This is a genomic window from Paenibacillus sp. 01T424, assembly GCF_056398745.1.
On the sequence record NZ_JBFTPZ010000002.1, the window covers coordinates 253,704 to 278,359 of the forward strand.

Here is a 24,656-nt window from a genome sequence, read left to right on the forward strand (position 1 = left end):
TCTCCCTCCCATCCTCGTGAGAAATATAGAGCGCTCCTATGGCAGGTCTCCTGGCTTCGCTTCATTGCTTAGACGATCTCCTTCCCGTCGTGATATGACAGTGGACAACATGATCGTCTGCTCCGCGATACAGTGGCGGGACCGCGTCGGATTTTGACCGAACTTCCCTATTAAGCTGCTTGTGAATGATAGATTCACGGCAGCACCATATTAGCTATTCTATGAAATTGTAAGTGCTTGTTTTGTGAATTGTATCAAATTTGAAAGGATTAGACAAAGGTTCTGACCGTTTTTTTTCAACTTGTACAATTCTCTATTCAATTTATTGTGACTATGACTCGTATTTCATCATAAATCTACTTCAGCTACAAATTACTCAATTTTAAATCTCGTAATCGAGCGCTGAAGCTCCTCCGAAAGCTCATTTACAGATGAAGCAAGCTGCTGCGTTTCAGCTGCGAGCTGATTTTGCCGCTCAGTGTCTGCTGCCGATTGCGCAGCATGAGTTGAAGTATCCTTGGCGACCTGCGCCATCGATTCAACGGAAGCGCTCACTTCCTCGCTGCCTGCTGCCATCTCCTCCGTTGAAGCAGATACGTCTTCAATTTGTGAGGCAACAAGGCGGGATTCCTTCCATATCGTGTCAAAAGATACCTTCAGCTCCTGAACGATGAGTAATCCTTGTTCCATTTCTTGCTCTCCTGCAGTGACCGCGCCAACAGCATCGGCAGTCAAGGCTAGCACCTCATTAATCGTTTCTTCGATATGGCCCGCATGTGCCGAAGCCTGTTCCGCCAGCTTTCTCACTTCACTTGATACTACTGCAAATCCACGGCCATACTCCCCTGCATGTGCCGCTTCTATAGCAGCGTTTAGAGCGAGTAAATTCGTCTGATTTGCAATGGCAGCAATCGTGCCTGCCATCTCTTGGATTTCGGATGAGCGCTCATTAAGCTCTCCAATCACTCGTGATATCGAAGCCGTTGCCGCGCCAAGCCGCTCCATTTGACCAACCGCATGATCCGATTTTTCATGGCCCAGCTCCGCTGCTTGCAGCATATCGTTCGACGCTTCAGACATTTGGCTCGAGGAGTGAGCAATCCTTCCTACGCTCGTCGCCATTTCCTCCATAGACCTTGCTGCCTCAACTGCTCCGTCCGCTTGATTTTCCGCGCCAATTGCCATCTCATTCACAGAGGAAGCAAGCTGCGAGGAGAGCTCTCGGCTTTGCTGCGAGCCTACACCCAATCGGCCTGCAAAATCCGATACGGATGCGGCATTGTTCCGAATCGTCCGCATTAAGCCTTGCATATGGGCAATGAAATGATTGATTTCTTCGCCTAGGCGAGCAATTTCATCATTTCCTTTATTTTCTATACGATAGGTAAGATCCGCTTCGCTAGAATTAAGATTAATTGCAGCATGAACAATATTACGAAGCTTACGTCCTACCATAAATTGTGATAGAAGAAACAAAACGACCAATACAACAGCCATCAGGCCACCAAATTGCATGACAACCATCGTTCTTTCTGAAGCGATGAGCGCATCTGCCTTTTCTTTAGACAATGCAACACGTACGCCCCCCCAATGTTTGCCATCGATAATTAATGGGTAGGAAATATCCCACGTTTCTACCGTTTTCCCGTCTATTAGTCTATTATATTTTTGCAGGAGGACATCATCCGTCTTCGTATTCGTAGCGGCATTGTAGCCTGTTTTATCGTTAAAAATCCGATTGGCCCGGTAGTTTTGACTAAGAAGTCCCTCGTCGCCCCAAGCATCTTTTGATTCTTCTCCCATAGGGCTGTAAATGCTATTATGTGTTGGGATATAGCCCGCAAAATTCGGATTTTCTGAATAAGCGCCTGCAATAGCAAAAATAACATTTTCCTCCGTCAGAAAACTATCCATTATGCCTTGCCAGCGGTAATCCGTATAACGGTCATAGGCACTATCATATTTCAGTTCATATTGAGATAGCGGAATGGACTCTCCATTGTACAAAATCGATTCTTTCCCCGCATAGGATGAGTCCTTTAGCCTTTTTTCAGCCACTTTCTCACTTTCGGGATTTACAGTCAATGTATCGTTGAAAAAATCCTCCTTTAGCTTATTTCCGTCCCATTTCGTTCCATCCTCCAGCACAACACCTGTTTTAAAATCCTGCTCCGTAATATTCTCAAGTGTGCGAGCTAGCGATAAAACCATCGTGCGACCCTTGTCCAGAAGCTGCTGCTCGACAGCTATACGAGTGGATTTCCATTCATACATGAGAATCACACTAACGATTATGACTAATGCGGCGGCCATGACTAGCATAAATTTATTCGTCAACGAGCGTAATCCCATCTTCATTTTTGATAACCCCCACTGTTAATTTATCTATATTAAACCAGTTTAACTAAAATGTTATGTAAATTAAACCAATTAGATTGAAACTTCTTAAATAATACATATTTATATTGAAATTATTAATTATTTTATATGACTAAGTTTATGAATTACTAAGCTTAGGCTATCCACATACCTTATTAATACAAAAAAATCACCCTATTGCCGCAAACTAAGCGACATAGGGTGATTTCGAGATTAGCCTACTAAAGGTAGACTCCGATTATTTCAATGATTCACGAACCTCTAGCGTCCGCTTATTCCATTTTTCCGTTTCTGGAATCAGTTTATTAATATCTGCTCCATCAAAAATAATTTCATTCAAAATATTGTTCCAGTTGTATTCAGACCAAGCAGGAACGGTTACGCCCGGCTGTATTTTTGCATTTTCCTTTGCAATTTTAACAGCTTCCTTGTTTTTGCCTTCCCACATTGGCGTTTCATCATAATAAGCGGTCAATTCAGGATCGATGACCGAAGCATTTGCTCCTTGGTCAATCTTCCATTTTTGCGCTTCTTTGGAGAATTGGAAGCTAATCCATAGGAAAGCTTCTTCTTTATGCTTGGAACCGCTGAGCAGTGAAAGCGGACCATAAATACTATAACCTGGTTGGCTTACTTTTCCTCTTGGGAAAGGCAAAACATCCCATTCAAATTTTGCATCCTTTTTGAGGCCTGGAAGCACCCAGTCTCCGCCGATCGCAAAGCCCGTTTTACCGTTAATAAATTCTCTCGATACATCGCCTTGTTCCTTAGCTTTCGCATTGCTCTGCATGGAGCCGTCTTTCCACACAAAATCTGAAAGCCATCTAACATCGTTCATTACATCTGGCGTATTGAGCAAGCTTTGTGTCAAATCTTCATTTAAGTAATGAATGTTTGCAGCATGTCCGTCAGCAATTGCTTTTGTGCTAAGAACGCGCATTTGAAATTCTGGCTGTGTCGTTAAGCCATATTCCCCTGCTTCTGGATCGGTAATTTTTTTGGCTACATCGCGGAAATCATCGTAAGTCCAATCATTTGCTGGCATTTCAACACCATGCTTAGCAAGCAAATCTTTATTGACGAGAATCCACATCGGTACGTCAACGAATGGCACAGCCAATTTTTTGTCTTTATACGTCATCGTATCAAAAAATCCTTGAGGCAGCTGAACATCTTGGAATGTCATATCCTTCTCGATATAAGGAGTCAAATCCTCAACCAAGCCAGCTTGGTCAAACGAGATCAAATCACTGTCGATCCAAGTTAAATCGGCTGGTGTTCCTGCCGCTTCCAAAGTAGCGATGATCTCCATAATTGGTTTGCCGTTTACAGGAACCTGTTCAATTGTAATCCATGGATATTTTTCGTTAAACATTTTGTATAATTCCGTGTAGGAATCGGACCATGAAATGAGTTTAATCGTAACAGGCTCATGCTTCTCTTCTGTAGCCGGTTTGGCTGCATCATCGGTAGGTGCATCTGTCGCTGTATTATTAGAAGGAGTGTTAGTCGTTTTATTCTTTTCTCCATTGCCGGAGCAAGCCGAGAGAACGACTGAAAATAACAAGACCATACACAACATCCATGTCAAAGCGCTTTTGTTTTTCATTTTTTGGCCTCCTAAAAGTTTTGTGAAGCAAAACTAGCTTCGTAAGCATAAGCTTTAAGTTTTGTAGAGCAAAACTGGCTTCGTAAGCATAAGCTTAGTTTTGTGAAGCAAAACTGGCTTCGTAAGCATAAGCTTTAAGTTTTGTGAAGCAAAACTGGCTTCGTAAGCTTAAGCTTTAAGTTTTGTAGAGCAAAACTAGCTTCGTAAGCATAAGCTTAGTTTCGTAAGCCTTCCCCTCGTTTTTTGCGGTTTAGCATTCTTTATAACGTTGAAACCGTTCCAGCAGCTGTTTGCCGAAACACCACCCCCCCAAAGAGCTGCTGCGCCTTAGCGCAGAAAGCGAACTATTCAACAATTCCCGTTCTTTCAATACCGCTAACGAACCAGCGCTGAAGGAACATAAACACGATGATTGGCGGTAAAATGATAAGGAAGGCTGCGGCCATTTTGGTGCTCTCCGTAATCGGATTAACGATGGTTCGAGTATTACCGAGCAAGGACGGATTCAGCACATCCTCCAGCATATCTAGGCGGATCGACAGCGGCGTGAAACCTTTGGTAAGAAACATCGATGGCTCATAATACATGTTCCAGTACCAAATAAATGAGAAGAGAAACACGACTAAGCACGCTGACCTTGCAAGAGGCAGCATAATTCCGAAAAACAGCCTCGCTGTAGAAGCTCCATCCAGCTTCGCTGCCTCCTCCAAGCTTGGCGGCTGCGCTTTGAAAAACTGCCGGAAAATGAGAATAAATAATGCTCCCTTAAGGCCTTGCCCGAATATAGCCGGTATGAGAAACACAAAAATCGAATTCAACAAGCCGAGCTTGCTGAATATAACGTAAAGCGGAATGATGATAACCTGCGGCGGAATCAAGAAGGTCAATATGATTAGCGCCGTAAAAAGTCCCTTGAATGGCAGCTCCAGCCTAGCAAGCGCATAGCCGGTCATCGCACAAATAATGACCTGTACGAGCGAGCATGTCACCGATATAAGGGCAGTGTTTCTGAGTGCTTCCGGGTATTGCAGACCTTTCAGCGCTTTCGTCACATTTTCCCAAGTAATCTCGCGCGGAATCCACTTTACCGTCGGATCAAGGAGATCACTCATGTTCTTAAACATCGTGCTGACCATATAAAGAATCGGCTGTAAATAAAGGTAAGCGACAATCGAGAGCAGCAAATAAATGATGAGCTTCGCCAGCAAACCGTCAGACAAGCTTCGTCCGAGCACAAGCATTTTTGTTTTCTGGGCTTTGCGGCCCCATAGAACTCCCCTTACGCTGCGGCTAACCTTCTCGAACTCAGACTTCATCGCAGTAATCATGAATGTACCCTCCTTGTCTTGAGGCTCCGGTTAAACAGCCATAATACGAGGGCGATCAGCGCGAAGATGAGTCCAAAATAAATCCAAGCGAGCGCACTGGCGTAGCCGTAACCGGTATCGACCTTAAACATGTTGTCTTTGATATGCTTCAGCACAGGATTAAGCGGGAATGTGAACAGGTCGATAATCGTGTAGAGCACATTCAAGCTGATGAATGGCACACAGGCTGGCAGCGTTATTTTCCAGAAGCTGTCCCAAGGGGAGGCGCCATCGATCCGCACAGCCTCATAAATCGTCGGTGAAATCGTCTGGAAACCCGCAATAAAGATAAGAATCTGCACACCGGAATACCATAAAATTAGAATCGCTTTGCCCAAAACTGCCATTACGGTCTCTGCAAATTGCTTTCCAACATATTCCTCAACTATCGGAAGCAAATTGTACTGCTCCAGGAATGGAATATCTCCCGCTCCTTGCAAGAACAGCTCTGAGAGCACTTGCCCTGTTGCAAAAATAACTGGAAGAAAAAACAACGCGCGGAAAATAAATCGTCCAGGAAATTTCTGATTCAGCATTAATGAGATCAGCAGGGCAAAAATAACGATGATCGGAACCATCAGCAGCATTTCTTGGAAATAAGTGATAAGTTCAATTGGGAAAATGTTATCTTTCAAAAAAGCATCCCGAAAATTGCGCAATCCAACCCATTCATATTTAAATCCTCCGACCGCTACTTGCACCTTGTTAAAGGACATAAATAACGACCAGCTAATCGGGATAATGACGAACATCGCAAACCCAATAATCCATGGCAGCATGAACAGCAGTCCCATTCCGTAGCGCTTCCAGAGATGAAGGCGCGCTGCACGGACTCTAGCTTTTGCTTGCATTAGGCGCCCACTCCCTTCTCTACGACGAACGTCTTGCTGTTATAATCGACGATTACCCGTGTGCCGTCCTCATAAACGGTAGCAAACCGATTTTCAGACAGCTTTTCGTGGTTTTCAATCGTTTGGGAATACAAACCTGCTAGGGAATCAAAAGCCTCGTATTCCTTTAAAATGCGGTCTGTCCACTTCTCATATTGACTGCTGAATAAGAAACTCGCAGCCGTGTACTTGAGCTTCCGTGAATCCTCATGTGTGAGGAAGAAAGAAGGAACAGCTCCGTATTCAATGGCTTTTAAAAACTCAGTTTCTACATCATTACGAAGATTGCCATCTCCAAACGAATACGATACATAACCATGAAGCGCGATGGGATAAAAAGGAACCGTCTCGTCGACCATGAAATCATAGCTGGATTCATGCGGCAAATTAGCGATAAAATCGCTTTGGCCAACTGCGTAGTCATTCCCGCGATATACGCCAGCCGTGCCAAGCGTCTTCTGCGTGTATTCGAGTAAGCCATCGTATACAGCAATCGTGTCCGAACGAGTTTCTATGCCTGACGGATCATAGTCATGGAACACCATTTCACCCATCCAGTTGTACAAAATGCCGGATATGCCAATCTCCTTCAGCTTCTCAATCGTTTGATAGGCCATGGCAACGGTGCGTGACGGCTTGCTGATAAACCATCCCTCATCAACAAATACCGTTTCATCAATGCCGCGAATACCGTTCGTTTTGCCAGATAAATCGGAATTGTCCGAATCGATCCAGACAAAATCATCCTCGAACATGACGTCAATGCCATGCTTTGTCATATTGGAAACAAAAGCCTTGGCAGCCGTCTCGCCGCCTAGCGACTCCTCAATTGGAAAACGGTCATAAAGGTCATAGTCGCCTTGATTTTGCCAGCCGTAATAAATGACCTTCAGATTAGCGACACCCTTCTCTAGCAGCCCATTTACGATATTCGTTGCCTGCGGAAAGGTCGTTGCCGTAATATATTTGATTTTGCTGAAGGCTTCCGTATAGTTGCCCCCCATAATTTTCAAATACAGAGGGGTGTGCTCAACAGGCTTTAACGGCTCGTTCAGCTTACCGGTTTCCTTCATATAATCTCGATAAGCCCTCGCCATTCCGACATAACCAGCGTCATCTCCATTAAGAAAGCGATATTCAACCTCTCTATCCGTATCCAATCGCTGTTTCTGTACTGCTTTAAGCGGTGCGGCAAGCCGGCTCATTCTGTACAAATATTCCTCACGGTAAATCTGATTGGAAAATACGTTATACAAATTGGATTTAAGACCTGGCGGCATCGCAGCAATATTCGCCGAATCACCGCCCTCCGTAAGCACCGCCATAAAGGCATTGCTGCCTCGTTTCATGCCGAACACCGGGTAAGCAATATTCTCACGTCTCTCACCTGAACGCGTCCAATTTCCGGTATTGGTTAGTTCAAGGCCGTATACCTGATGGATATAACCTCTAGACACGCCAGCCCGCTCGCTGTCAAATCGGATCAAGCCGCCTGGTCCATCTGGAACAAAAATATATCCATCCTCTTCTGAGGAAGCCGCCCCAAAGTAGGGAAGCAAGTCTACCGTAAAGACGGCATATTCTCCGTCCTCCTTAATTCCCTCCGTTGGAATCCGTACCTTAAGCCCCTTTGACGTAAGCTCGTATTGGATCGTAAAGCCCAGCTGTTTTTCCGGGAAAACATAGGAAACCTGAAGCCCCTCTGTCGTTTTGATCAGCGTTGTTTGCACTTTCGGATCATTCGCGTTCAGCACTTCCCTGATCGTCTGATCCTTCCCTTGTGTCCTGACATAAGTGAGAACAAAAGGCGATTTCAAATTGGCAAGCAGCACACCTTTAACCGTTTCGCTGCTTAGCTGAGCTTCTGAAGGATTGCTGCTCCACCTATAGCCAGTACGTTTATCAACCAAAGCAATCTGTGTGCTTGCGGGCTGAATATAAAGCGCGAAGTTCTCGCTTGCTAGTGCTTCTGAGAAACCATCAGCTCCCGCTTGCGGTTTCCAAGCCTCGCCTTCATAGAGAGGAGCCTTGCTCACTACTCTCTCCTTAATCCCTGTGTAGGCAAGAGCCTGTGCCGGCGAGAGCTCATCTCCTTGCATGATAACAACCAAAATGATAATAAGTAACGCGCAAAATGCGATTGCTGCAAGCTTTACTCGAAGGGAAGTACGCTTGATGAACTCAACCATAGAAGGTCACCTCCTTGTAAAGCTGATAGAAGAAATCGTATAAATTGTAGGACAATCCGAAGACGAGAAAGGCAAACAGCCAAATCGTGCCAATGGTAAATATCGTGATGGCGATATTTTTGAGCGTCTCCACAAAATCGAAATTGTGAATGACCTGCGTCATAACGATCAGCATGACACCCATCCACAGGAACATAACCGTGTTTAATGAGTCCACGATCACTCGCTCATCAAGCGTCACGATATTGGACAACAGTAATGTTGGAATGGAAAAGAACAGATACGGTGCAAGCGCATAGGTGCTGCCTTGAATGACCTCTCTGAATTTCCCTTCCCCGTCCTTCACGCTGCATACGAGATAATTCGCGATGATCCACGTTACCCAAGGAACTACGAATAATCCCAAACTTCCAAATAGATTGACCTGCGAGAGCTCCACGGGATGGAACAAAAACCCGGTGTAATAAATCGTTACGATCTTCACCGCTACAACCGAAACTAAAATAAAAATAATAATCCAAGGTGCAACTCTAGCTTCCTTCAGCTTGTAAAATCCATGATAAGGATGGAGCATGACGTACCAAAGGTTGCGCAAATCGCCAAGCGGGCGCTGCCATGATTCAGGCAAAGGGCGGCGCTGAAGCTGCTTTTTTAGTAGCATTCGGCTATACCTAAGCAAGAGAAACAAAGCTGCCAAACCTAAAACGATCCATATGAAATGCTGCTGCAAAAACTCTAGTCGGATTTGCCAGAACGCTTTGGAATAGCCCTTCGTATCAAACGCTGTTTTCAAGAAGGTCAGCGCATCCTCGTTGTTATTCTCATGCAGATATACCTTGCCGAGCCCTTGAAAAGTTCCATTGTACATATCATTGCGGGCATAAACGCGATCCCAATAAGGCTTGCTCTCCTCATATTTGCCTTCCAAATAGAGCCCTAACGCATTCATAACGTCGCTTCCGAATTCCGTGCGAACAAATTTGTGAATCGTACCTGTTCGGCTGTCAGAAATCCAGACGCCGAATTTGGAATCTACGCCAATGCTCGTCGGAAATCCAAGAACACCATATTGCTGTGTTGCGTTATCAATGAATCCGAAAGCAAACAATGCTTCACCATTTTGGTCATAAATATTAATGTTTGCCGATTCCATATCAATGTTGTATAAGAAGCCCTTTGAGTCGCTTGCTACATCAACGATGCCATGGCCGTTCACGAGCGTCTTATTCTTAAAAGCATCGACACCGCCCGCATTTAGCTTGCGAATAGCGCCCTGCCCAAATCCCGCTGCCGTAGCTGTAAAGATAAATCCATCTTTATCAATGGCAACATTGGAGATTGGACGGGGAAGGCTCGCCGTCTCCTTATCCAGCTGCTCCTTGTTGAGAACGAGCTTCTTCAGCCAGTTGAGTACCGTTTGCTGCGCTTTATTGGCACCAAAGAAACCCATGAATTCCCCTTTGTCATTCATGCGCAGCAAGCCCTGATAGGAGGAATTCAAGCTGACATACATAACGCCGCGCCGATCAACGACAAGCTTTACGGGAACAAAATGCTCCTGCTCCAGAAAAGTTGATGCGGGCTTCTTGTACTCACGGTCGAACGTACCGTCGGCACGAAAGACAGCAATGCGCTGATTGCCCGAATCGGCTACATAAACGACCCCTTCCGGCGTAACGAATAAGCCTTCAGGCGCACTGAGCATGCCGGCTCCCTCTTCTTCGCCAATCGTCTGCAGCAGCGCTCCGTCATTATCAAGCACAATAACTCGGTTTGCTCCTTTGTCAGCCACATAAACCTTATCGTCTGCGCCCACCTGCAGATCGATCGGCTCTACAAAGCGAATTCCCTTCGTTTCAGCTGGAGTATAAACCGGCTGTATACGCAGCCAAGTCGATTGATTGCTGTCATAGTAGGCCGTTCGATAGGGAAGCTCCGCGTGTATCGCTTCTGGTGCGACAAGCATGGAGGTCGCCGCAAGAAGCAGGAATATTAGAAATCTCTTCATCGTCACGACTTCCTTTGCTGGTTTGAATTACTTAATTCCGGAATGGACCATCRTCTCAAGCACTCTTCGCTGGAAGAGCAAGAAGATAATTAGGTTCGGTACGAACATGAGCAAGCCGGCAGCGGCGGCCATGTTTTGTCCCGATACGCTGTTTTGCAGTCCGCTAAGCAGACTATTGACATAGAAGGCTAACGTTCTCATCGTTTCCTCTTGCATGAATAAGGTTGACGTCTCCACATCGCCCCACACGCCTTGGAATGTGAAGATGGATATGGTCGCAATGGCGGGAACGGAGAGCGGAAGCACCATTTTGGTAAAAATACCGAAGTGGCTGGCCCCGTCGATCTTGGCTGCTTCCAACAGTTCTCCCGGAATTTGCGAAATAAAGCCAACCAGCATGAATACGGCGATCGGAGAAGCTAATGCCGGCAAAATATGTCCGAAATACGTGTTGTTGATGCCGATTCCGCTGATGATCAAGTACCTCGGAATCCCAACGGTCTCGGGTGCGAACATCAACGATAAAGTAATAAGAGACAAGATCAGCTGCTTGAAATGAAACTGGTATTTCGCAAGCACATAACCTGCCATAGTGCTGACGATGATGACCGTAAACAACGTAAGTCCCGCTACAATTAAACTGTTGAACAAATAACGGGTAAACGGAACCGTCGCGTTTGATGCATGTAATATAAGCGATTCAAAATTGCGCAGCGTTGGATTTTGCACCAAAAATCGCGGCGGGAAAAGAAACAGCTCATTTTGCGGCTTGAAGGCATGGTTCAAAATAAACACGATCGGCAGCGACATGAATGCGGCCAGCGCGGTAAAAACAGTGACAAGGATGATCTGAAACGGCGTCACTCTGCGAAGTTTTCGAATCATGGTTTTACAGCTCCTCCTTTGATCCGAACAGCCGATAAGCAAATCTCATTGCAAAATAACTGATGATCAGCAGCATGACTGAGACCGAGGATGCATAACCGAGCTCGAAACGGATAAAAGCGTAATCGTCAATATGATTAATAATCAAATGCCCTGAATAGGAAGGAGTAATCGCCATCCCCGTCAACTGGGTGGATATGCCTCCTGCCTTCAGCGTACCTACGATCGACATGACCGCGCTGAACAGCATTTGCGGCTTCATCGAAGGAATTGTAATGTAGAAAACCTCCTGCAGGCGGCTGGAAATCCCGTCTATGCGGCCAGCCTCGTACAGCTCCCGATTTACCGTCTGAAGACCAGCCAGCATAGCGAGAAAACCAACGCTAAAGCTAACCCAGAGCGATACGATGATCATAATATTGAGCAAATATTTAGGGTCCTGCAGCCAAATCGTCGGACTGTCGATCCAGCCCATCTTAAGCAAAAAATTGTTAAAATAACCGACGCGGTCACCGCTGAACGTCGCAATCCAAACGACGGATAAAGCGACGCCGCCAGCCATAGACGGTGCATAAAACGCAAGCGTGTAGTAATCGCGAATGCGAATGGGCAGCTGATGAATGAGCCAAGCGAACAGGAAAGCTAAAATATAACCTCCCGGCCCTACGATTAACGCGAACAAAAACGTATTCGGAATCGCTTTAGTTAGAAAAATGATGTCCTGTGTGAACAAGCTGATGTAATTTCGTACCCCGATAAAATGAAGCGATCCAAAGCCGTCATAGGACGTAAATCCAAGTGTCGCTGCCATAACAACCGGAATGACGATAAACATTAGGAAGCAAATGAGAAACGGCGCAAGAAACAGATAACAAAAAGCATCACGTCTCATTTCCCGCCAAAAGCGATTCCATTTCACACGCAAAGCAGATTTCTGCTTCGGCTTAGCTATGCTGGGAGAAAGCTGCGTATTCATTTCTGCGGTTCCTCCCATTCGTAAGGTTGTTTAATTTGCGGAATTTTCAAATCCTCATTAGCCGATATGCCAAAGTCATTTTGTCTGCGATTCATTTCCCGCTGCAAGGAAAGCTGAGCAGCCTCAAGCGATTCCTGCGCAGGTATGCCTTCAAGAACCGTCCGATTCCACGCAAATTCCATCTCTCTGTTCAAGAAATAATAACCCGGTACATAAGGCATGTTTTTCGCCCAGCGCGCCTGCTCTTGAAGCGCCTTCAGGTCATCGCTCGGCCAAGTAAGTGATTTCATCGCATTGACATTCGCCGTATTCCATCTGAACTCAATGCCATAAAAGGACTCGACGTCTTTGGCGTATTGCGATTGCACGTCCTCCGAGGTCCACCACTCTAGAAACTTCCAAGCATCGTCTTTCCGTTCACTTTTCTTCATGATCATCGCGGCAGATATAGCCTGCGGCGACCATCTTGCTACCTCGCCGTTCTCTTGCTCGATGCCCGGCAGCGGTGCGATTTTCCAGTGTCCGGTTATTTCCGGAGCAGCAACGAGCAGCTGCACATAAGTGTTAAAATCGGCCACACCTATAGGAATATCTCCATCGCGGAAATGCTGGAAAAATGCTGGTATGTCAATCGGCAGATTGTATTTCTTGTAGAGCTCTGTCCAGCGCTTGAATGCCTGCTGGCCGGCATCGCTCGAGAGCGCACCCTTCAAACCGTCTTGCGAATACACCTCTGCACCATTTTGGAAGAAAAGTGTAGTGAAATCGCTTTTCGGATAATTCATCGTCATTCCGTTTTCCTGAAGCGTTGGTAAAATGTCGAACACTTCATCCCATGTATCCGGAACCTTCAGGTTCAAGCCTTCTAGAATGTCGGTTCTATAGAACATCATCTGGAAGTTCTGCACCTCTGGCAGTCCATACATTTTTCCGTCGTAGCTAAGCGAACGGCTGACTCCGGGAATAAATCGGTCAAGCACATCCTTGATGCCTGGAAAGTCAGACAGCTCCGCAGCCGCATCCCGCATTGCGARGTCAGCTGGCGTAGACTCCCCAACGCCAAGCGCAATATCAGGCACGTCTCCTGCTGCATTTCCAAGTATGAGCATGTTCGGGTTAGTCATCAGATTGATATTGACTTCAATTCCCGTCCGTGGCGTGAAATCATTATCCACCATCTCACGCAGCAGCTCGACGTAATCCCGACCGCGCTGCACCCAAATGGTCAGTGCTTCCTTCTTGTTATGCTTGCGCGTGTCGTAGTCCAAATAGAAGGAGCGGCCAAAATCAGCAATCGAGTAAGGCACTCTTGAAAGCGTCGTCGGCACTTTCAGATCCGTAACCGTATTTGGCGTCCGTACGACGATATAATCCATAAGTAGAGGCTGCTGAGTCAGCGTTGCCATCCACGTTCCAATATTGTTCTGAATCGTCGAGAAATCATTGATTTTATTCGGTATCACGTTCACATCCACCAGCATCTTCTCGAGTATCGCTACGGAACCTTTGATCGCTTCAGATAAATCAGAATCCTTTTTATTGAGACCATTGATATAGTTCCGAATATTCGTTAACTGGGCGACAAATTCCGTCATCTTCTGCTCGACATCAGGATCAAGCTTCTTCATATTCCACGTTCGCGTTGAATCGATGTTGGCGTCAAAAGCCGATTTGCTATAGTTTCCTGTAAGCAATCGTATATGTCGGTCGAATATTGCGAGCTGATCCAGCGTCTCCTTCAAAGCCAGATAAACGGGCTGAACGAGTGAGGAGTCAGCGGTCATGCGCAGGACATGTGCGCCCTTCTCCAAATAAAAGAGGAAAGGTTTCCCTTCTGCATCAGCAAGCGTGCCAATGTCGAATTCCTTCTTCGTCGGAATACCGTAATGAAGCAGCTCCTGAAATGGTGTTTTTCCATCAATCGAGATGGTGCGATATGCCTCAAAGCCATTTCGATAGTTTTGAAATGTTTTCAGGTCGATTTCATACCAGCCGGACTCTGGCACAGAAAGCTCCCATTCCACCCACTCGCCCGGCAATCGCCAGCGCTGACCGCCTAAGACGTTATAAGTAATTCGCCCTTTCGGGTCAGGTGAAATATAAGGCTCTGACCAAAAATCGGTCTGAATCGCGAGACTTGATTTCCGCTGAAACTGCTCCGCTTCGATCATGCTGAACCAGCTCTGCTTCTCCTCTTCCGGCGGATGCATGTTTTTGTAATACTCGTAAGCTGGAATTTCTTCCTTTGGCTTGAATGCAATTTCTCGGAGCGCGACGGACTCTCTCACCCCAACCAACCGCAGCTTATGCTGGCCTTGTTCCAACCGGTAGAGTACTGGCTCAGATGAAGCAGAGAATATCGTTGCCGCTTTTGCGCTCCAACCGGCTAGCTCGGTTTGCGGAGGACGAATTTGCTGTCCGATCTCGTTGCGATCATATGGAAATTTGGAATCCTTCCAAAGTCGCTCCAGTTCAATGCGTTCCGACTCCGTAAACGGATATCGACCATCAATTTGAACGCCGCGTACGACGGAGGCGTTCCCGCCTTCTAAAGGCTTGTAATCAAAATGAAGCTCATACCAGCCGCCCTTCGGCACGTCGAACGTCCATTCCACCCAGCCCTTTTCGTTTTCCCAATAAAGCGCAGCTTCACCTTGCTCCTTATCAATCCTGACCGCCGATTCTTCAGCAGCAGCTTGATATGCGGTTGGTGAAATCAGAATGGACGGAAGACTCTCGTCGGTTTTGGCCGCCTCCGGATATTGGTACATCAGCTTCGCGTATGGCAGCTCCTCTGTTTTGCTTTTATAGGACAGCAGCTGCTCCGTGCTCACCGAGGTTGCATGAAGAACGGGTTCGCTGGCCGTAATCCAGCGGATGACTCCGAACACCAGCGCCAGAACCAGAATGAGACGAAGAGCGATGCCCAGCATCCTCATTCTCCTCATCTGTCTTCTCCTCCAGCTGCCAAAGATACGCCGGTTTCCTCATCAAAGAAATGAACCTTGCTCATGTTGAAACCAACGACAAGCTTCTCCTCTTTGTGATAAACGATCTCCGGCTCCGTTCTGCCAATGAGCGTTTTCTCTCCTACCTTCACATACACGTACGAATCGGCTCCCGTTACTTCCGTCATCTCTACTACGCATCGAAAGAAGTCATTCTCCTCCGCATTTGTTTCTTCCCGCTTCAGCCACACATGCTCTGGGCGAATGCCCATCACACAGTTGCGAAGCGATCCGCTTTTTACCGCAAAATGCGCATAATGACGTTCTGGAACGAGCAGCTTTATTCGCTTATTAACGAAATAATAAAGACCATCCTCCAAGACTAGGCTCCCCTCCATAAAATTCATTTGGGGCGAGCCGATAAATCCGGCGACAAACAAATTCGTCGGTTCATCATAAAGCTGGCGAGGCGGGGCAACCTGCTGAATAACGCCATCCTTCATAACGACAATCCGTGTTCCCATCGTCATCGCTTCGACTTGATCATGCGTCACATAGACCATTGTCCGCTTGAGGTCGCTCTGAAGCTTAATGATTTCCGCCCTTGTTTGAGCACGCAGCTTCGCATCAAGATTCGACAGCGGTTCATCCATGAGGAACACTTGCGGCTCCCTTGCTATCGCTCGGCCAAGTGCGACACGCTGCTTCTGACCGCCTGACAGCTGGCTTGGCTTGCGCTCCAGCAGATGCGATATTTCCAAAATTTTCGCCACACGGTTGACCCTTAGCTCGATATCGTGCTTTGCTGTCTTGCGAAGCTTGAGTCCTAGCGCGATATTTTCGTAAACGGTTAGATTCGGGTATAGGGCGTAGTTCTGAAATACCATCGCAATATCTCTGTCCTTGGGCGAGACATAATTTACGAACTTCTCATCGATGTACAGATCTCCTTCGGTGATTTCCTCTAGGCCAGCCAGCATCCGGAGCGTTGTTGATTTGCCGCAGCCGGAAGGACCGACGAGCACCAGGAATTCCCCCTCCTCAATGGAAAGGTGGAAATCGTTGACCGCCGGACGCGACTCCCCTTTATAGTGCTTATATACATGGCTAAACGTAATGCTTCCCACCCTTGCTCACCTCTCATGACGTATTGTCTTCCTCTTGCTACTGTTAATGTTAACGCATACATTCGCCGGCAAATATGAGGTGATATTTTCTTTTGTTGTCAAAAATTAGCCTCTATCAGCTGAAAATCACTATTTTCCCTCCAATACTAGAAAGCGCTTTCTATAATGGAAACAAATCCACAATCAGCCTCTTCTGCTGCCAATAAAAAAAAGAAGCCGCCTCGCTAGGTTTGCACCTGTTGAGTCGGCCTCTTCCATTTGTACTTATTCAGCTGTTTACCGATGGTCTGCCCAAGAATACTTAGGGCTCCAATCCAGCGTATCCTTCGCCATTTGATTGCTGACTACGGCTGTCCGCCCYGTTAAAGGCGCGCGCAGATCGATGACTCCCGGATAAAATTGCTGCAGCAAACGCTCGGTTGACCATTCGCTAAGCGTATCGTTGCTCGTAATATTGAGACAAATCGCTTCGCGGTCCTCCACATGAAGCGACGCGATACATGCACTGACTGCATCTCGTATATCAATATAGCTCCATAAAATATGTTTAAAGGACTCCGGCTTATCAACCGCAAGATGCTTGTAATCCTCAGGTTTAGTAATCATGGAGAAACGGAGTGAAATGACCTGCATGCCATTCCTTCGATCGAACATCGCAGCTGTCACTTCATTCACTACCTTCGATAGACCGTAGCACTCTTGCGGCTGCTGCGGATGGTCCTCGTCCAGAGGCAAATAATCCGGTGCAAATGGCGTCGGTGCCCATGCAAAGCCGTAAGAAGACTCGCTTGAGCCCATAACAACCTTCCGAATACCAAGAATCGAGGCGGCTTCCAAAATATGATACGCTGCAACCGTATTGTTCGCGAATATATACGGGTACGAATGGCCAAGCGGTGCAGGAATAGCAGCCATATGTATGATGGCATCCGCACCGTGAAGCGCTGAAACGACCTGCCCGAAATCATTTAAATCTACTTTAATTTGCTTGCAATGCAGCTGATTTGACCGCTCGTTGTCCAAGGAAACAACCTGATAGCCATCCTGCTGAAGCGCCCCAATGAGCTGTGTTCCGAGCTTGCCGCTCCCGCCAGTTACTGCGATTGTTTTCATAGAAGAAGCACCTCCAATTTTCAACTTTGTATTATGGCCGCACAAGCGTACCGTCAGCCTTTCGATCCAGGTGATAAGGATTGTGATATGCGGAGCGATTCCAGTTGTCCCCAACGAGCAGCTGCGCCTTTAACTCATCCAGCTCAATGCCAAGACCCGGCTTGTTCGAAGGGTAAAGATAACCGCCCTTTCTAACGATATGCCCGTCAAAGGCATCAAGCTCTTCCGCTCTAAAATGGTTCACTTCCTGAATGCCGAAATTCCATATCGCCATATCAAGATGTACCGCTGCCGCTTGGTTAACGGGATCATTCTCTCCGCCTTCCTGCCACGCGGTACGCACGCCAAACGCTTCGCACAGCGCTGCTATTTTGCGGCATGGCGTTATGCCCCCAGCTTTCGAGACGCGAACGCGAATGAAATCGATCAGCCTCTCCTTGACTAGCTCCGTCCACTCCTGCGGATTCACGAACAGCTCGCCAACCGCCTGCGGCGTTGCGCTCTGCTGACGAAGATGGCGATACCAGCCAATTTGCTCCGGTGCGAGCGCATCTTCAAGAAAGAACAGACCATAGGGCTCAACCCGCTTCGCCAGCTGAATCGCATTGATAGGAGACAAATGCTCATGTACATCATGCGTAAACTGGATACCCATGCCAAACGCTGACCGCAATTGCTCGAACATGTTCGGAATAGCATTCAAATAAGCCTGCTCGTCAAACACAGGACCTTTTGTCCAAGCTCGCTCGGGCAGGTTCGCTTTGTCAGCGTTAATGAAGCCGCCTCCCCCATACCCGCCCATCTGCACGCGGATGACGGTATAGCCCTCCTCCATAAAACGCTGCACATCCTCTTTGAGCTCGGAAATATCCGATCCCCCTGCATGTCCATAACAAGGCACAGCCGCGCGGCTTGCCCCGCCGAGCAATTGATAGACCGGCAATCCCGCTTCCTTCCCTTTTATATCCCATAATGCCATATCAATACCGCCGATTGCCGTATGCAAAATAGCTCCGTTTCTCCAATAGCCGCACATATACATTGTCTGCCACAAATCTTCTATGTTAGCGGCATCTTTGCCGATCAGAAGCGGCGCCAGCAACTGCTCAATAACTTGTRCAACGGCTTCCGGATTGTAGACATCCGAAGCCGAGCCGAGTCCATAAAGCCCGTCTTGATCGGTCATCACCTTTACGATCGTCCAAGTTCCGTTCTTACGCGTTCGAATACATTTGATTCCCGTTATTTTCGCCATGCCCTCACCTTTCCTTTCCGTGTCTCGTTTAGTTTAAGTCAAACACACGGCATTCCACATGAGGCATTTTTAAACTTTCTGTCCTATTGTTAGCCTCTTTCCTAATCCTATGATGCTTATTGCCTTAGTATTTACAATATAAAAAAAGAGAGCATCCCATATATGGGATACTCTCTTTTTACCTGTTTAAAATTAGACTTTCTCTAATTGCTCAAGTACAAACCGCTTGAACGCTTCCACCTCGTTAAAAATTCGCTCCGGCAGGACGCGGTAATCTTTATCCTGCACGACAGCCATCCACTGAGCAGCAAAGGTACGTATTCCGGCTTCTTGACCTGCCATCATATCATCGTTGCTGTCTCCGACAAAAATAGTTTCTTCCTTTGCCCAGCCAAGCTCGTTTAATATAAGATGGATCCCTTCCGCTGATGGCTTGCGCTTCTCCACATCATCGCCCGTTACAATCTTGTCGAAGCTAACCTCCCAGCCCAGCTTGTCCAGCGAAATATCGAGCGTACGCCGCGATTTGCCTGTGAACATGGCAATTCCGATGTCTGATTGCCGCAATGAGACTAGCAAATCAGCTATTTCCGTATTTCGCTCTACGAGCTCCTCATGGCGCTGCTCGTATTCAGCTACATATTCGGTTATGGCTGCTTCCACTTGCTCGCGATTGCTTAGATGCTGTTCAATAATTTGAAGCTCCGTCGGCCCTGCCAATGCGTACATATCCTCAATCAACACTTGCCTGCCATCATATCTCTGGAATACACCTGAAATCACTTGAAACATCACCGGCCAAGTATCAGCCAGTGTACCATCAAAGTCAAAAATAATATGTTTAATGTTGTTCAAAACAATCTCTCCTCTCCTACTATCTCTCTATTATAATCATGAAAAAAGCGATCCCGCTAGGGGAGCGCCTTTTCATTTAAAGCTGTGATTGTTTACTGATGACTAGTCGGATGATTTACGGTTAATTGGATTTCATTATTGAAGAGACGTGCAATATCGCCAGTCAACCGCAAATAGAAATCAGAGGATACGGCTACGCCATCCGCATCGAGCGTAAGGAAATATTGATTGTTCGGAATCATCGAGCTGTTCTCGGCGGCTTTGGCAATCGCCGTCGCCTCGTCATATTCATCAAACATCGCAATATAACCTGTATTGATGCCTAAACTTTTTAAATTGTAAGCCTGTCGCCACATGAAATCGCCATGCAGACGAGGAATTTCGTTGACGGGACCGTTTTTCATGTTTTTCCATGCAAAACCCGGCCAAATCACGGGCTGATATACGATGCCATTCTGCTGAGTAAATGCGAAATCCGGCGCCCATTGATTCGTCTTGTAATGATCAGCGCCCGCTAGCTGGCTAAACCGACCGACAAACCAAGGCGATAGCATATCAAGCGATTTGTACACATCGAGGAAACCAGGCTTCGAATCGTTATCCCCATTGCGCCAATGGGTAGGAACGCCGCCGATCACATAATAGCCTTGGTTTTTGAACCAAGCGATTAAGTCTGCGGATTCCGCTGCTGTTCCCGGCCGATCGGTAAACCCGATCCCCCAAATACAGATGACCAGCTTACCGTCCTGCTTGGCATAGGCAGTCGATGAGGTTAAATTCATCGTGCCAACAACATTGTTGGTAAAATCATTTTTGACCGCATTGACCCACTGGCTTGGATTGAGATCCGTAATGTCATACATCACATAAAATTTGCGGTTATAGGTTTCAGCAGCATTTTTCACCTTCACAGCTACGCTGTCGCGGTTCTGATTCCAATTATTCGGCGCATAGTTTGCATCCGCCCCAAATCTTTGCAGCGCTGCGCCGCTAATGTTGTATGTCTGCATCCATTCAAAATGCTTGTTCACCGTTTCTTGATCATAAGAGGAGAACAGCTTGGCTGGCTGACCGTTGCCTAAATTGCCTAAGTTCGTTTGATACAGCTTCGTATACTCTCTTAAATCTGGATACATCTCGAAGTTTACGTTGGAGTTCGCTGTCAGATTATTATTGTTTTTGGACCAATGTGTCCAGTTGTTTAGAGGTGATCCGTCACCCCCAGCGGTAAACCAGCCCTGGTAACCCGCAAACACCTTTCCGACTACATCGCCGCCAATTGCGGCAGCAGCAAATTTGAACCAGTTGATATTAAACAGATTACCTGCTCCTCCAGTAAATTTTAAATATAGATTATGGACTCCGCTTATTGTGTTAATGGAGCAGTTTTTGGTTGTCCATGACTGCCAGCCGCCCGTAGTCGTTACCGCGCAAGTACCTGCCAGCGTGCCATTCAAGCTGTCCAGTCTAATTTCAACATTGCCGCCGGTTGTTTGGCTTGCCACACGCAGCGCAACCGATGAGGCTCCGCTCCCGAAGTTCACATTGTTAAATACAAGGTAATCCCCGTTGTCCACATAGGCGACATTTTGACCGCCTTCACTGGAGTTTTCCAATTGCGTGCCAAATTGACTGTTAAAGGCGGAAGCTGCCGTTTGAACAAAAGCCGATATCGAGCCTGGCGCAGCTGTTGGAGCAGGTGTAGCTGTTGGAACTGCCGTCGCTCTCGGTGAAGGCGTTGGCGTTGCTACAACGGTCGGTCCATACACCTCAAGCTCCGATATTTGTCCGCCAGTTGCTCCAGTATTAGCTGTCACATTTATTTTGACATAACGCGCATTGGTGCTTGTAAAGTTGATGGTGACCGCATTTGTACCGGATTGATAAGTATAGGCCGCAGAAGCAACAATGGTGTTGTAGTTTGTATCATCACTGCTAGTCTGCACAGATAAAGTTTGCGTACGGTCACCCCAAGCAAGCGGCAGCTTAAGAACTACTTGATTGATGGCTTGGCTGCTGCCCAAATCGACCCTAATCCAGTTCGGATAGCTGCTTGCAGCTCCCTCCCAATAGCTTGCTTGATTGCCATCTGTTGCGTTTGAAGTTATATAGCTCTGAGTATGGTTGCTTTCCGTTACACTTTTGTTCAGCGCCAAATTGCCAGCTGCCGATACCTTGGATGGTGATAACGAGAGCTGCGTTGAGATAAGAACCAGAACAAGCAATAGGATGACGTAAACCTGTCTTCTTCCTTTAACCAACATAAATTCCCTCCTCAAAAAATGGATGATACCGCGATGCTCCAATCCCTATTTATTCGATCCTACCACCTCCTTCGCCGCTTCTGGGGTATCGAAAAAAGCCTGGTCCCCCGGGGGACCAGGCTCGCGTTTTAAGGCTGCTGGTTGTAAATGCGATACAAGAGAACTGCCGTTTCGCAGCGGCTTCTTTCATACTTATCCAATGTATCCGCTTTCAAACGTTGTCAAAGGAGAAGCCTTCCTCTACATAAGGTCGGCTTCTCATTCGTCACACTTTATTTTTTCTTCGCAAGAAACTCATCAATTTGTCTTTGAGTTTCAGCGATGATGACATCAAGTCCATTTTTCTTTTGCGTTTCGATATAAGCAGCAACGGCCTTCTCGACATCCTTCACCACGCCAAACTCTATCGGTCTGTTCAGCTCATCGTTTGCTGTATCACGTTTTGCAATCTCGTTTTTCATATTGTCTTCAGCGATAAATAGGCCGTCGATAGGTGAGTTGACGTTATTAGGCTTGCTTGCAAATTCAGCTTCCTTCAGCCAGAAATCCGTTCCATATGTCATCGTCGGACGCATGAATTGCGGCTTCCAGAATGCCCATTGTCCGCCCCACTCCATATAGTTGCTCGTCGTTGTTTCCATGCCTTCCGGATATTCAGCCGTTTCCCCGTTCAATACATAGGTTTTGCCTTCAATACCGTATTGCACAAGGTCATACAACGTTTTGTCGGTTTCCATCATATCCAAGAAACGAAGCACTCGTTCTGGATTTTTGGAGTTGCGGTTAATGGCAACGACATTGGCAAGAGCCGTACGGTTAACGAATCTTTTGTCAGGATAAAGCTCTGCCGATTCCATCTTGAACGACGGATCAGAGAAACCAGGATTAGCACTTACCCATTCATGCGATGTTACAGTGAACAGCTTTTTGCCATTTCTCCACTCTGCTGCTTCGTCTGACTTATCGATCATCGCATCACGGTTAATCAAATTATCGTCATACCAAACTTTAGCCAGCTTTGCAGCCTCTAGGTAGAATGGTTGCTGCTCAACCGCTTTAATCGTAATTTTGTCATCGCTTAAATAGAAGCCAAGGCCGTGGAAGTTAAGATCTACCCACTCATCACGAATCATAATGAGGGATACCGGCGGCGTCCGGGAAATTCTTTCGTTCGGGTACGCTTTTTTCAATTCACGCAGCAATCTGTCGACATCCTCAATTGTTTTGATTGAGCCTGCTGGAATATCAAGTCCCGCTTTCTCGACAAGATCAGAGCGCCAGCCAGTAAATTTACGCTCATTCATTTTCATCGTCCATGGAAGACCTACGATGTTGCCGTTTACCGTTGCAGCAGCAAGTGTACCCTGCTCCTCATATTTCTTGTGCAAGTTAGGAGCAAATTCCGGCAGCAGATCGTTTAATGCCATGTATGATCCTTTTGCAGCCATCTGCTTGTACGAAAGCCAGTCGCCGTCAAAGTTCATATCCCAGTTGTCGCCGGATGCGGCCATAACGAGCATCTTTTCTTTGAAGTCGCCAAACGGAATGAAGTTAATATCGAACTTCACGTTAAGACCTTTCGCTTTCACATATTCGCTAACCTTGGACCAAACCTCATCCGTAGCCGCTTTTTTATCACCGCCAAAATAAAACTTCAGCGTAACTTCATCCTCTTGCTTCACTTCTTCGGTTCCGCCAGTTGGCGCATTAGTCGCCTTCCCATTATTGCTTGGCGTATTGCTGTTGCTTGAGCTGCATGCTGCTAGAATAACGCTTAGCAGCATGATGACAGCAATAAATAGCGGCATTTTTGTTATGCTTTTCTGCATCTGAACCTCTCCCCTTAGCTTATGTTTTATATACTACACGGCTGAAGCCGAGATAGTCATCCTTTTACTGCGCCCACCATCAAACCTTTGACAAAAAAACGTTGAACGAACGGATACAAGAAAATGATAGGGCCAATCGTAACGACCGTAAGCGCCATCTTGATCGATTCCGAAGGAATTTGCGCTGATATTCGCTGCATAGCGGATGCATTGCTCGAGCTCTTCAGAAATTCCACGTTGGAGATGAGCGTTCGCAGCAGCAGCTGCAGCGGTTGAAGCTCCTGCTTATCGACAAACATGAGACCTAGAAACCAATCGTTCCAGTAGCTCAATGCTACGAATAAACCGACGGTTGCAAGTACTGGCAAGGAAAGCGGTGCAATGAGGCGATAAAAGATTTTAAAGTCGCCCGCACCGTCCATTTTGGCCGATTCATTCATATCCTCGGGTATGGATAACATAAAGTTGCGAATGAGGAACATATTGAATGCATTAGCGAGCATCGGTAAAATAAGCGCCCAAAGTGTATCTTTTAGATCCAAATATCTCACGCAAATGATGTACCAAGGTACTAATCCGCCATTAAACAGCATTGTAATAATGACGTAGATAGACAAAATGTTTCTATACTTGAATGACCGTCTCGCCATTACGTATGCGCCCATGCTCGTTACGAGCAAGGATAGAATTGTTCCTGCCACCGTAACGAGAAGACTTACGCCATACGCATCAATAATGCGATTAGAGCCTAGAAATAAAATGCGATAAGAATCGAAAGTAATGCTCTTTGGCCATAGCGTGTATCCATAATCCATAATGTCCTTCTCCGTACTTAACGAGCCTGAAATGACCATAATGAATGGAAACAAGCAGGACAGACTGAACAAGGAGATCGCTATAATGATAATAAATTGTGAAATTGAAAATCTCTTCAGATGCATGCAGATGATCCTCCCTTGATG

General features: G+C 46.7%; 16 protein-coding genes and 1 riboswitch. All 16 genes read right to left on the reverse strand.

Annotated elements, in window-relative coordinates:
- Positions 1 to 23 precede the first annotated feature (23 nt).
- Positions 24 to 225, reverse strand: a riboswitch (cobalamin riboswitch).
- A gap of 147 nt (positions 226 to 372) precedes the next feature.
- Positions 373 to 2,358, reverse strand: coding sequence for a methyl-accepting chemotaxis protein (locus tag AC1DPK_RS03085; protein WP_477509270.1), 1,986 nt, complete (start codon positions 2,356 to 2,358; stop codon positions 373 to 375).
- Between the two features lie 259 nt (positions 2,359 to 2,617).
- Positions 2,618 to 3,988 carry an ABC transporter substrate-binding protein gene (locus AC1DPK_RS03090; protein ID WP_477509271.1) on the reverse strand — a complete coding sequence of 457 codons (1,371 nt, stop codon included), beginning with the start codon at positions 3,986 to 3,988 and terminating at the stop codon, positions 2,618 to 2,620.
- A gap of 344 nt (positions 3,989 to 4,332) precedes the next feature.
- On the reverse strand, positions 4,333 to 5,316 hold the full coding sequence (locus tag AC1DPK_RS03095) for a carbohydrate ABC transporter permease (RefSeq protein ID WP_076269452.1): 984 nt from the start codon (positions 5,314 to 5,316) through the stop codon (positions 4,333 to 4,335).
- Positions 5,313 to 6,206 carry a carbohydrate ABC transporter permease gene (locus AC1DPK_RS03100; RefSeq protein WP_076269451.1) on the reverse strand — a complete coding sequence of 298 codons (894 nt, stop codon included), beginning with the start codon at positions 6,204 to 6,206 and terminating at the stop codon, positions 5,313 to 5,315. Before AC1DPK_RS03100 ends, AC1DPK_RS03095 begins: the two co-directional genes overlap by 4 nt.
- Positions 6,206 to 8,434 (reverse strand): DUF5696 domain-containing protein, encoded by a 2,229-nt coding sequence (locus tag AC1DPK_RS03105; RefSeq protein WP_477509272.1) that lies wholly within the window; start codon positions 8,432 to 8,434, stop codon positions 6,206 to 6,208. The genes AC1DPK_RS03100 and AC1DPK_RS03105 overlap by 1 nt, the downstream gene beginning before the upstream one ends.
- Positions 8,427 to 10,442 (reverse strand): YIP1 family protein, encoded by a 2,016-nt coding sequence (locus AC1DPK_RS03110; RefSeq protein ID WP_477509273.1) that lies wholly within the window; start codon positions 10,440 to 10,442, stop codon positions 8,427 to 8,429. Before AC1DPK_RS03110 ends, AC1DPK_RS03105 begins: the two co-directional genes overlap by 8 nt.
- A 27-nt stretch (positions 10,443 to 10,469) precedes the next feature.
- Positions 10,470 to 11,327, reverse strand: a complete 858-nt coding sequence (locus tag AC1DPK_RS03115; protein WP_477509274.1) for a carbohydrate ABC transporter permease — start codon at positions 11,325 to 11,327, stop codon at positions 10,470 to 10,472.
- A gap of 4 nt (positions 11,328 to 11,331) precedes the next feature.
- Positions 11,332 to 12,303 carry a carbohydrate ABC transporter permease gene (locus tag AC1DPK_RS03120; protein WP_076269448.1) on the reverse strand — a complete coding sequence of 324 codons (972 nt, stop codon included), beginning with the start codon at positions 12,301 to 12,303 and terminating at the stop codon, positions 11,332 to 11,334.
- Entirely contained in the window at positions 12,300 to 15,251 is a 2,952-nt protein-coding gene (locus tag AC1DPK_RS03125; protein ID WP_477509275.1) for an extracellular solute-binding protein, read from the reverse strand. The genes AC1DPK_RS03120 and AC1DPK_RS03125 overlap by 4 nt, the downstream gene beginning before the upstream one ends.
- Positions 15,248 to 16,378, reverse strand: coding sequence for an ABC transporter ATP-binding protein (locus AC1DPK_RS03130; protein WP_477509276.1), 1,131 nt, complete (start codon positions 16,376 to 16,378; stop codon positions 15,248 to 15,250). Before AC1DPK_RS03130 ends, AC1DPK_RS03125 begins: the two co-directional genes overlap by 4 nt.
- A gap of 276 nt (positions 16,379 to 16,654) precedes the next feature.
- Entirely contained in the window at positions 16,655 to 17,491 is an 837-nt protein-coding gene (locus AC1DPK_RS03135) for an NAD-dependent epimerase/dehydratase family protein (protein WP_477509277.1), read from the reverse strand.
- 31 nt (positions 17,492 to 17,522) lie between these two features.
- Positions 17,523 to 18,746 (reverse strand): enolase C-terminal domain-like protein, encoded by a 1,224-nt coding sequence (locus AC1DPK_RS03140; RefSeq protein WP_477509278.1) that lies wholly within the window; start codon positions 18,744 to 18,746, stop codon positions 17,523 to 17,525.
- Positions 18,747 to 18,938: 192 nt separating this feature from the next.
- On the reverse strand, positions 18,939 to 19,601 hold the full coding sequence (locus AC1DPK_RS03145; protein WP_477509279.1) for an HAD family hydrolase: 663 nt from the start codon (positions 19,599 to 19,601) through the stop codon (positions 18,939 to 18,941).
- Positions 19,602 to 19,693: 92 nt separating this feature from the next.
- Positions 19,694 to 21,865: a carbohydrate-binding protein gene (locus AC1DPK_RS03150; RefSeq protein WP_477509280.1), complete on the reverse strand. Its 2,172-nt coding sequence runs from the start codon at positions 21,863 to 21,865 to the stop codon at positions 19,694 to 19,696.
- A 272-nt stretch (positions 21,866 to 22,137) separates the two neighbouring features.
- Positions 22,138 to 23,694 carry an extracellular solute-binding protein gene (locus tag AC1DPK_RS03155; RefSeq protein WP_076269438.1) on the reverse strand — a complete coding sequence of 519 codons (1,557 nt, stop codon included), beginning with the start codon at positions 23,692 to 23,694 and terminating at the stop codon, positions 22,138 to 22,140.
- 56 nt (positions 23,695 to 23,750) lie between these two features.
- On the reverse strand, positions 23,751 to 24,635 hold the full coding sequence (locus AC1DPK_RS03160) for a carbohydrate ABC transporter permease (protein WP_076269437.1): 885 nt from the start codon (positions 24,633 to 24,635) through the stop codon (positions 23,751 to 23,753).
- Between the last annotated feature and the right edge of the window lie 21 nt (positions 24,636 to 24,656).